This is a genomic window from Rhizomonospora bruguierae (assembly GCF_018397995.1).
Lineage (GTDB): Bacteria > Actinomycetota > Actinomycetes > Mycobacteriales > Micromonosporaceae > Rhizomonospora > Rhizomonospora bruguierae.
Window position 1 is genome coordinate 1 of record NZ_BBQH01000063.1, and the last position, 9,735, is coordinate 9,735.

General features: G+C 75.7%; 2 protein-coding genes. Both read left to right on the top strand.

Going from position 1 to position 9,735, the window contains the following annotated elements:
- Window positions 1–14: 14 nt before the first annotated feature.
- Complete coding sequence (locus KJS59_RS25050) at window positions 15–8,171, top strand: type I polyketide synthase (protein WP_213455425.1); 8,157 nt, start codon at window positions 15–17, stop codon at window positions 8,169–8,171.
- Window positions 8,128–9,735: type I polyketide synthase (locus KJS59_RS25055; RefSeq protein WP_456316014.1), on the top strand; the 1,608-nt coding region annotated here is incomplete at its 3' end. The genes KJS59_RS25050 and KJS59_RS25055, both read left to right, overlap by 44 nt.

Below are 9,735 nucleotides of genomic sequence, written 5' to 3' on the forward strand. Positions count from 1 at the left end.
ACGCGATCGACACCGTGCGTGGCGAGGGTGTTACCCGGATCCTGGAAGTCGGCCCGGACGCGATCCTGACTCCATTGACGGAAGGGGCGGTGCCGGCCGCCCGCCGGGAGCAGAGTGAGACCGAGACGCTGATCGGTGCTGTCGCTCAGTTGCACACCACCGGCCAGCACGTGGATTGGGCGGCGGTGCTGCCCAAGGCCAATGTGGTTGACCTGCCGACGTACCCGTTCCAGCGGCAGCGGTATTGGCTCGACGTCACGCCCGCCACCGGCGACGTCGGCGCCGCCGGCCTCGACCCGCTCGGGCACCCCATGCTCGGCGCGGTCGTCGTGGCGCCCGATACCGGCGCCGTTGTCGCCACCGGTCGGCTCTCCATCGCGGCGCAGCCGTGGGTCGCCGACCACGACGTGCTCGGCTCGGTGCTGCTGCCCGGCACCGGCTTCGTCGACCTCGCCATGTGCGTCGCCGACCAGGTGGGCTGCGACCTGCTCGAAGAACTCACGCTGGAGGCACCCCTCGTGGTGCCCCGGCAGGGGGCCGTGGACGTGCGCGTGGTGGCCGGGCCGCCGGAGGAGTCCGGCCGCCGCTCGATGCACATCTATTCCCGCCCGGCCGCGCAGCCCGACCGGGAATGGACCCGCCACGCCGCCGGGTTCCTCGCCTCGGGCGCGCCGTCGGTGTCGGCGGACCTCGCGCAGTGGCCGCCGGCCGGCGCGGACGCGATCGACGTGACCGGCGCGTACGAGCGGCTGCGCGAGCGCGGCTACGGCTACGGCCCGGCGTTCCACGGCCTGCGGGCCGCGTGGCGCCGCGGTGACGAGCTGTTCGCCGAGGTGACCCTGCCGGAGGCGGCCGGGCCGCGCGCGGCGGCGGCCCGGTTCGGCCTGCACCCGGCGTTGCTGGACGCCGCGATGCACGTGGACGTCCTGGTCGATCAGGGCGAGGGCGGCTCGGACACGCTGCTGCCGTTCGCGTGGAGCGGTGTCGCACTGCACGCCGCCGGCGCGGTCGCGCTGCGGGTGTGGGTCCGCCGGCTGCGCGGCGCCGAGGAGTCGGTGATGGTCGTCGCCGACGAGGCCGGCCGCCCGGTGATGACGGTCGGGTCACTGGTCTCCCGGCCGGTGTCGGCCGAGCAGCTTGCGTCCGCGCGGAGCCGGCTCGCCCAATCGCTCTTCCACATGGCCTGGAGCCCGGTCGCCGCACCGCCCGCCGCCGGCCGCGATCCCGAACTGACCATCGTGGACTGCCCCACCGCCGGCGGAGAGATGCCCGACGCGGTCCGCGCGGTGACCGGCGACGTGTTGACCCGGGTGCGGTCGTGGCTGGCCGACGAGCGGTCCGCCGCCGCGAGGCTCGTCGTCGTCACCTCCGCGGCGGCCGCCGTGACGGGCGACGCCGACCTCAGCGAACTCGCGCAGGCCCCGGTCTGGGGCCTGATCCGGGCGGCGCAGGCCGAACACCCCGGCCGCATCGTCCTGGTCGACACCGACGGCACCGACGCGGCCCGCCGGCTGCTGGCCGCGGCCGCCGCCCTCGGCGAGCCCGAGCTGGCGATCCGCGACGGGCGGCTGTTCGTGCCGCGGCTGACCCGCACCCCGGTCCCGGACACGCCCGCGCCGTGGGACGCCACCGGCACGGTCCTCGTCACCGGCGGAACCGGCGGCCTCGGCGCGCTCGTCGCCCGGCACCTGGTGGCTGAGCACGGCGTCCGCTCGCTGCTGCTGACCAGCCGCCGCGGCCTCGCCGTGCCCGGCGCCGCCGAGCTGGCAGCGGAGCTGACCGCGCTCGGCGCGCGGGTCGCCGTGGCCGCGTGCGACGTGTCCAGCCGGGAGGCGATCGCCGAGGTGCTCGCGACGGTACCCGCCGATCGCCCGCTGACGGGCGTCGTCCACGCGGCCGCCGTCGTCGATCCCGGCCTTTTCGAGTCGCTCACGCCCGAACACCTGGACGCGGTACTGCGTCCCAAGGCTGACGGCGCCTGGCACCTGCACGAGCTGACCAGGGACCTCGACCTCACCGCGTTCGTGCTGTACTCCTCCGCCGGCGGCCTGGTCCTGCCGGCCGGGCAGGCGAACTACGCGGCCGCCAACGTGTTCCTCGATGCGTTGGCTCACCACCGGCGGGCCGCCGGACTGCCCGCCACCGCGCTCGCGTTCGGCATGTGGGCGGTCAACACCGGCCTCGGCGGCGAGCTGGGCGATGCCGACCTGGAGCGGATGGCCCGCCTCGGGCTGCCCGCACTGCCGGCCAGCGAGGGCCTCGCGCTCTTCGACGACGCGCTGCGGGCCGGGCCCGCGGTCGTGGCGCCGCTGCGCGTGGACCCGGTCGCCCTGCACGCCCGCGGCGACGACGTGCCGGTGCTGCTGCGTTCGGTCGTCCGCGCGCCCGCGCGCCGCACCGTGGCGGCCGTCCCGCCCGCCGCGACCGGCGGAGAGCTGGAGCGGCGCCTGGCCGGGCTCACCGAGGCCGAGCGGGAGCGGCAACTGCTGGACCTGGTCGCCGCGAAGGTCGCCGCCGTGCTCGGGCACGCCTCCGCGACGGCGATCGGGCCGGACCGGGCGTTCAAGGAGCTGGGGTTCGACTCGCTCGCGGCGGTGGAGTTGCGCAACGAACTCGCCTCGGCCACGGGACTGCGGCTGCCGGCGACGCTGGTGTTCGACCACCCGACCGCGCGGGCGCTCGCGGCGTTCCTCACCGCGCGGTTCTCCTTCCCCACCGCGACGATTCCCGCCGTACCGGTCGAGATGGAGAACACGCCGGCCGACGCGGACGAGCCGATCGCCATCATCGGTATCAGCTGCCGGTTCCCCGGGGAGGTGCGCTCGGCCGAGGACCTGTGGCGGCTGGTCGCCGAGGGGCGTGACGCCGTCGCCGGATTCCCGACCGACCGCGGCTGGGACACCGAGGACATCTACCACCCGACGCCGGGGCTGCCCGGCCACACCTACGCCCGCGACGGCGGGTTCCTGTACGACGCCGCCGACTTCGACCCCGCGTTCTTCGGCATCTCGCCGCGCGAGGCGGTGGCCATGGACCCGCAACAGCGGCTGCTGCTGGAGACGGCGTGGGAGGTGTTCGAGAACGCCGGCATCGACCCGGCGGCGATGAGCGGCACCCGGACCGGCGTCTACGCCGGCGTCATGTACCACGACTACGGCACCTGGCTGCGCTACCTGCCCGACGACGTGGCCGGCTACCTCGGCAACGGCACCGCGGCGAGCATCCTCACCGGCCGGGTCGCGTACACCATGGGCCTGGAGGGTCCCGCGGTCAGCGTCGACACCGCCTGTTCGTCGTCGCTGGTCGCCCTGCACATGGCCTGCCAGGCGCTGCGACGCGGCGAGGTCGGGATGGCGGTCGCCGGCGGCGTGACGGTCATGTCGACGCCCGAGATCTTCGTCGAGTTCAGCCAGCAGCGCGGGCTGTCGCCGGACGGGCGCTGCAAGGCGTTCGCCGGCGCGGCCGACGGCACCGGCTGGTCGGAGGGCGTCGGCCTGCTCCTCGTCGAGCGGCTGTCCGACGCCCGGCGCAACGGTCACGAGGTCCTCGCCGTCATTCGCGGCTCCGCCATCAACCAGGACGGCGCCAGCAACGGCCTGACCGCCCCGAGCGGACCCAGCCAGCAGCGGGTCATCCAGCAGGCGCTGACCGCGGCCGGCCTCACCGCCGGCGACGTCGACCTCGTCGAGGCGCACGGCACCGGCACCCGGCTCGGCGACCCGATCGAGGCGCAGGCCCTGCTGGCCACCTACGGTCAGGGCCGCGCCGAGGACGACCCGGTGTGGCTGGGCTCCATCAAGTCGAACATCGGGCACGCCCAGGCGGCGGCCGGCGTCAGCGGCGTCATCAAGGCGGTCATGGCCATCCGCAACGGCGTCCTGCCGCGCACCCTGCACGTGGACGAGCCGTCGCCGCACGTGGACTGGTCGGCGGGCGCCGTCCGGCTGCTCACCGAGGCCCGCCCGTGGCCGCAGCGCCACCGGCCCCGCCGGGCCGCGGTCTCGTCGTTCGGGCTCAGCGGCACCAACGCGCACCTCATCGTCGAGCAGGCGCCGGACGTCCCGGTCGCCGTCGCGCCGCCGCGCACCGGGGCGCCCATGGTCCCGCTGCTCCTGTCCGCGTCCACCCCGGAGGCGCTGCCCGGCCAGGCCGCGCGCCTGCGGGACCACCTGCTCGATCACCCGGATCTCGACCTCGTCGACGTCGCGCACTCCCTGGCCACCACGCGCTCCACACTGGAGCACCGGGCGGCGGTGGTGGTCACCGATCGCGACGGCGCCCTGCACGCCCTGGCCGCGCTGCGCGCGGAACAGCCGAACCCCGCGGTGGTACGGGGTGCGGCCGCCCCGTGGGCGCGGACCGCGTTCGTCTTCTCGGGTCAGGGCGCGCAGCGCGCCGGCATGGGCAAGCAACTGGCCGCCGCGTTCCCGGTGTTCGCCGCCGCGCTGGACGCGGCCTGCGCCGAACTCGACCCGCTGCTGGACCGGCCGCTACGCGAGCTGATGTTCGCCCCGCCCGGCTCCGCCGAGGCGGCGCTGCTCGACCAGACCGGCTACACCCAGTGCGCGATGTTCGCTGTCGAGGTCGCGCTGTTCCGCCTGGTCGAATCGTGGGGTCTGCGCCCGGACTTCGTCATGGGCCACTCCATCGGCGAGCTGGCCGCCGCGCACGCCGCCGGGGTGCTGTCGCTGCCCGACGCCGCCGCGCTCGTCGCGGCCCGCGGCCGGCTCATGCAGCAGCTACCACCGGGCGGCGCGATGCTCGCCGTGCAGGCCACCGAGGACGAGGTGCGGCCGCTGCTGAGCGCGGGCACCGCCATCGCCGCGGTGAACGGCCCCGCGTCGGTCGTCGTCGCCGGCGCCGAGAACGCGGTGCTGGACGTCGGGGCGGCGGTTGCGGCGATGGGCCGGCGCACCGCCCGGCTGCGCGTCTCGCACGCCTTCCACTCGCCGCTCATGGAACCGATGCTGGCCGAGTTCCGCCGCGTCGCCGAGCGCCTCACCTATGCGCCACCGCGGGTGCGGTTCATCTCCAACCTCACCGGCGACGAGGTCGCGTCCGAGCTGCTGTGCTCGGCCGACTACTGGGTGCGGCACGTCCGTGAGGCGGTTCGTTTCGCCGACGGGGTGCGCTTCCTGCGGGCCGAGGGGGCCACCCGGTACCTGGAACTGGGCCCCGACGGGGTGCTGTCCGCGATGGTGCGCGACTGCCTGACCGAGACCTCCGGCGAGGACGTCGTGGTGCCGGCGCTACGCAAGGACCGTGACGAGGTCGAGTCGCTGCTGACCGCCCTGGCCCGGCTGCACGTCAGCGGCGTACGCCCCGACTGGGCCGGGTACTTCGCCGGGTACGGCGCCCGCCGGGTCGGCCTGCCCACGTACGCGTTCCACCGCCGCCGGTTCTGGCTGCCGCGGCCGGCCTGGTCCGGTGACGTCGCCGGGCTCGGCCAGTCCGCCGCCGGTCACCCGCTGCTGCGCGCCGTGGTGGCCGCGCCGGCGAGCGGCGGCCCGGTCCTCACCGCCCGGATCGCGCTGGACACCCACCCGTGGCTCGCCGACCACCGGATCCTCGGCCGGGCGCTGCTGCCCGGCGCGGCGTTCGTCGAGCTGGCGCTGCGCGCCGGCGCCGAGGTCGGCTGCGACCTGCTGGAGGAACTGACCCAGGAGGCGCCGCTGGTGCTGCCGGAGCGCGGCGGCGTCTCGATCCAGGTCGTGGTCGGCCCGGACGACGCCGGCCGGCGCGAGGTCACCGTGTACTCCCGGGCCGATGACGGCCCCTGGGTTCGCAACGTGCGGGGTGTGCTCGCCGCCGGCGGGGCGCCCACCGGTGAGCCGCTCGTCGAGTGGCCGCCGGCCGGGGCCAGCCCGGTGGACGTCAGCGGGATGTACGCCGACCTCGCCGACCTCGACTACGGCTACGGGCCGGTCTTCCAGGGCCTGGTGGCGGCGTGGCGGCGCGGCGACGAACTGTTCGCCGAGATCGCCCTGCCGGACAGTGCCCGCGCGGACGCGGCGGCGTTCGGGCTGCACCCGGCGCTGCTGGACGCGGCGCTGCACGTGGAGCGGGTGCTGGACGAGGGCCGGCCCGAGGCGGACCGCACCGCGCTGCCGTTCGCGTGGACCGGCGTCCAGGTGCACGCCCATGGCGCCACCCGGCTGCGGGTGCGGCTGACGAAGCCCGGCCCGGACGCGGTGGCCCTGTCCATCGCCGACCCGACCGGCGCCCCGGTCGCCACCGTCGCGTCGCTCATCGTCCGCGAGGTGCACTCGCTGCCGGCCGCCACGGACGGCGGATCGCTGTACCGCACCGAATGGAACCCGCTGCCGGCGACCGCGCTGGCCGAGCCGCGGGACTGGGCGGCCGTCGGTACGGACCTGGACGCACCGCGGACCTACCCGGATCTGCCGGCCCTGCTGGCCGCCGGATCGCCCGTCCCCTCGATGGTCCTGCTGACGGCCCCCGACACGAGCGGCGACGTGCCCGCCCGGGTGCGCGACGCGGTCTGGCGGCTGCTCGGTGACCTGCGTCGCTGGCTCGGCGACGAGCGGTTCGCCGGCTCCCGGCTGGTGGTGCTGACCCGCGGCGCCGTCGTGGCCCGGCCGGGGGACACCGTGGACCTGGTGCAGGCGCCACTGTGGGGCGCGCTGCGCGCGGCACAGGCCGAGAACCCGGACCGCATCGCCATCGTGGACCTCGACGGTGCCGAGGAGTCCACCCGGGCGCTGCCCGCCGCGGTCGGCTCCGGCGAGCCCGAACTCGCGATCCGCGGCGGGGCGCCGATGGTGCCGCGGTTCGCGGCCGTGACCCCCGACGCCGCCCCGGCGCCGTGGGACCCGGACGGGACCGTGCTCGTCACCGGCGGGACCGGGCTGCTGGGCGCGCTCGTGGCGCGGCACCTCGTGGCCGACCACCACGTCCGGCATCTGCTGCTGGTCAGCCGCGGCGGTGCCGGTGCCCCCGGCGCGGACCGGCTCCGCGAGGAACTCGGCGCGCTCGGCGCGGACGTGCGGATCGTCGCCGCGGACGTCGCGGACCGGGCCGCGCTCGCCGCCGTGCTCGCGGACGTCCCCGCGGCGCACCCGCTGCGCGGCGTCGTGCACACCGCCGGCGTGCTGGACAACGGCCTCGTCGACGCCCTCACGAGCGAGCAGCTGGCCCGGGTGCTGCGCCCGAAGGTCGACGCCGCCTGGCACCTGCACGAACTGACTCGGGACCTCGACCTGACCGCGTTCGTGCTCTACTCCTCGGTCGGCGGCACGGTCCTGCCGGCCGGGCAGGCGAACTACGCGGCCGCGAACGTGTTCCTCGACGCCCTCGCCGAGCACCGGGCGGCGCTCGGCCTGCCCGCCCGGTCGCTGGGCTGGGGCCTGTGGGCGGGCACCGCCGGCGCCGGCCCCGAGATCGGCGCCGTCGACCTGCTGCGCATGAACCGCTCCGGCGTGCTGGAACTGGCCTTCGAGGACGGTCTCGGCCTGCTCGACGCCGCCGCGGGCGCCCCCGACGCGGTCCTGGCGCCGGTACGGTTCGATCTCATCGCCCTACGCAACCGGACCGACCCGCTCCCGGCCCTGCTGCGCGGGATCGTCCGGCCCGCGCCCCGCCGGTCGGCGCCGGCCAACGCCCCGGCCGCCGACACGCCGACCGTGGCCCGCACGCTCGCCGGACTCGGCGGCGCCGCCCGGGAACGGTACGCGCTGGATCTGGTCCGCGGCCACGTCGCCGCCGTCCTCGGCCACGACAACCCGGCCGCGATCGGTCCGGACAGGGGCTTCACCGGCCTCGGCCTGGACTCCCTCGGCGCGATCGAGCTGCGCAACCGGCTGCAGGGGGCGACCGGGCTGCGGCTACCCGCCACGCTGATGTTCGACTACCCCAACAGCGTCGCGCTGAGCGAGTTCGTCCTCGGCGAGCTGTTGCCCGAGCCCCCGGCGGGCGGGGCCGCCGACGCCGACGCCGACGCGACCGTGCGCCGCGCGCTGGAGACGATCCTGCCGGCCCGGCTGCGCGAGGCCGGCCTGCTCGACGCGCTGCTGGCCCTGGCCGCCGACGCCGCCGGCCAGCCGACCGCGGCCGCGCCCGCCGAAGCGGACGAGGACCGCAGCGAGGTGATCAAGGCCATGGACGTCGATGCCCTGGTCCACGCGGCGATGGCCGCCAGTGAGCTCAACTGACCGAGATTCGGAGATTGCCGTGAGTACGTCGATTGAGCAGGTCGTCGAGGCGTTGCGCAAGTCGCTGCTGGACAACGAGAGGCTGCGCAGGGAGAGCGACCGGCTGGCCGCCGAGGTGGCCGAGGCCGGGGAGCCCATCGCCATCGTGTCGATGAGCTGCCGGTACCCGGGCGGCGTCAGCACCCCCGAGGAACTCTGGCGGCTGGTCGCCGACGGCGTCGACGCCATCGGCGAGTTCCCCTGGGACCGCGGCTGGGACACCAGCATCTACGACCCGCAGCCCGGGCTCGCCGGCAAGACCGTCTCCCGCGAGGGCGGCTTCCTCTACGACGCCCCGGACTTCGACGCGGGCTTCTTCGGCATCGCCCCGCGCGAGGCCGTTCTCATGGACCCGCAGCAGCGGCTGCTGCTGGAGACGTCCTGGGAGGCGATCGAGCGCGCCGGCATCGATCCGACCTCGCTGAAGGGCAGCCGGACCGGCGTCTACACCGGCGTCATGTACCACGACTACGGCGGCGAGAGCTCCGGCAGCTTCGTGCCCGGCCGGGTCGCCTACACCCTCGGCCTGGAGGGGCCGGCCGTCACGCTCGACACCGCCTGCTCGTCGTCCCTGGTGGCGCTGCACGTCGCCGCCCAGGCACTGCGCCGCGGCGACTGCACCCTCGCCCTGGCCGGCGGCGTCACCGTCATGGCCAATCCCGAGATGTTCGTGTACTTCAGCGAGCAGCGCGGCCTGTCGCCGAGCGGCCGGTGCCGGTCCTTCGCCGACTCGGCCGACGGCGTCGCCTGCTCTGAAGGCGCGGGGATGCTGCTGCTGGAGCGGCTCGGCGACGCCCGCCGCAACGGGCATCCGGTGCTCGCGGTGCTGCGCGGGTCGGCGGTCAACCAGGACGGGGCGAGCAGCGGGTTCACCGCCCCGAACGGCCCGTCGCAGCAGCGGGTGATCCGGGGCGCGCTGGCGGACGCCGGCCTGACCGCCGCGGACATCGACGTCGTCGAGGCGCACGGCACCGGTACCCGGTTGGGTGACCCGATCGAGGCACAGGCGATCCTGGCCACCTACGGGCTGGGCCGGTCCGCGCCGCTGTGGCTGGGATCGATCAAGTCGAACGTCGGGCACACCCAGGCGGCGGCCGGCGTCGCGGGCGTCATCAAGATGGTGCTGGCGATGCGGCACGGGACGCTGCCGAAGTCCTTGCACGTGGACGCGCCCAGCTCGCGGGTCGACTGGTCGGCCGGAAACGTGGCGCTGCTGACCGAGGCCCAGCCGTGGCCGTCGCGGGACGGGCACCCGCGGCGGGCGGGCGTCTCGTCGTTCGGCCTCAGCGGCACCAACGCGCACGTGATCCTGGAGGAGGCTCCCGCACAGCCCACTGTGGAGGTACCGTCGGTCGCTTACCCGCTGCCCGCGGTGGTGTCCGGTCGGACGGCGGAGGGGCTGAACGCCCAGCTGGAGCGCCTGCGGGCCGTCAACGCGAGCCCGGCGGACATCGCGTACTCGCTGGCCACCTCCCGGTCGGTGTTCGAGCATCGTGCGGTGCTACTCGGGGAGACCACCTTCCGC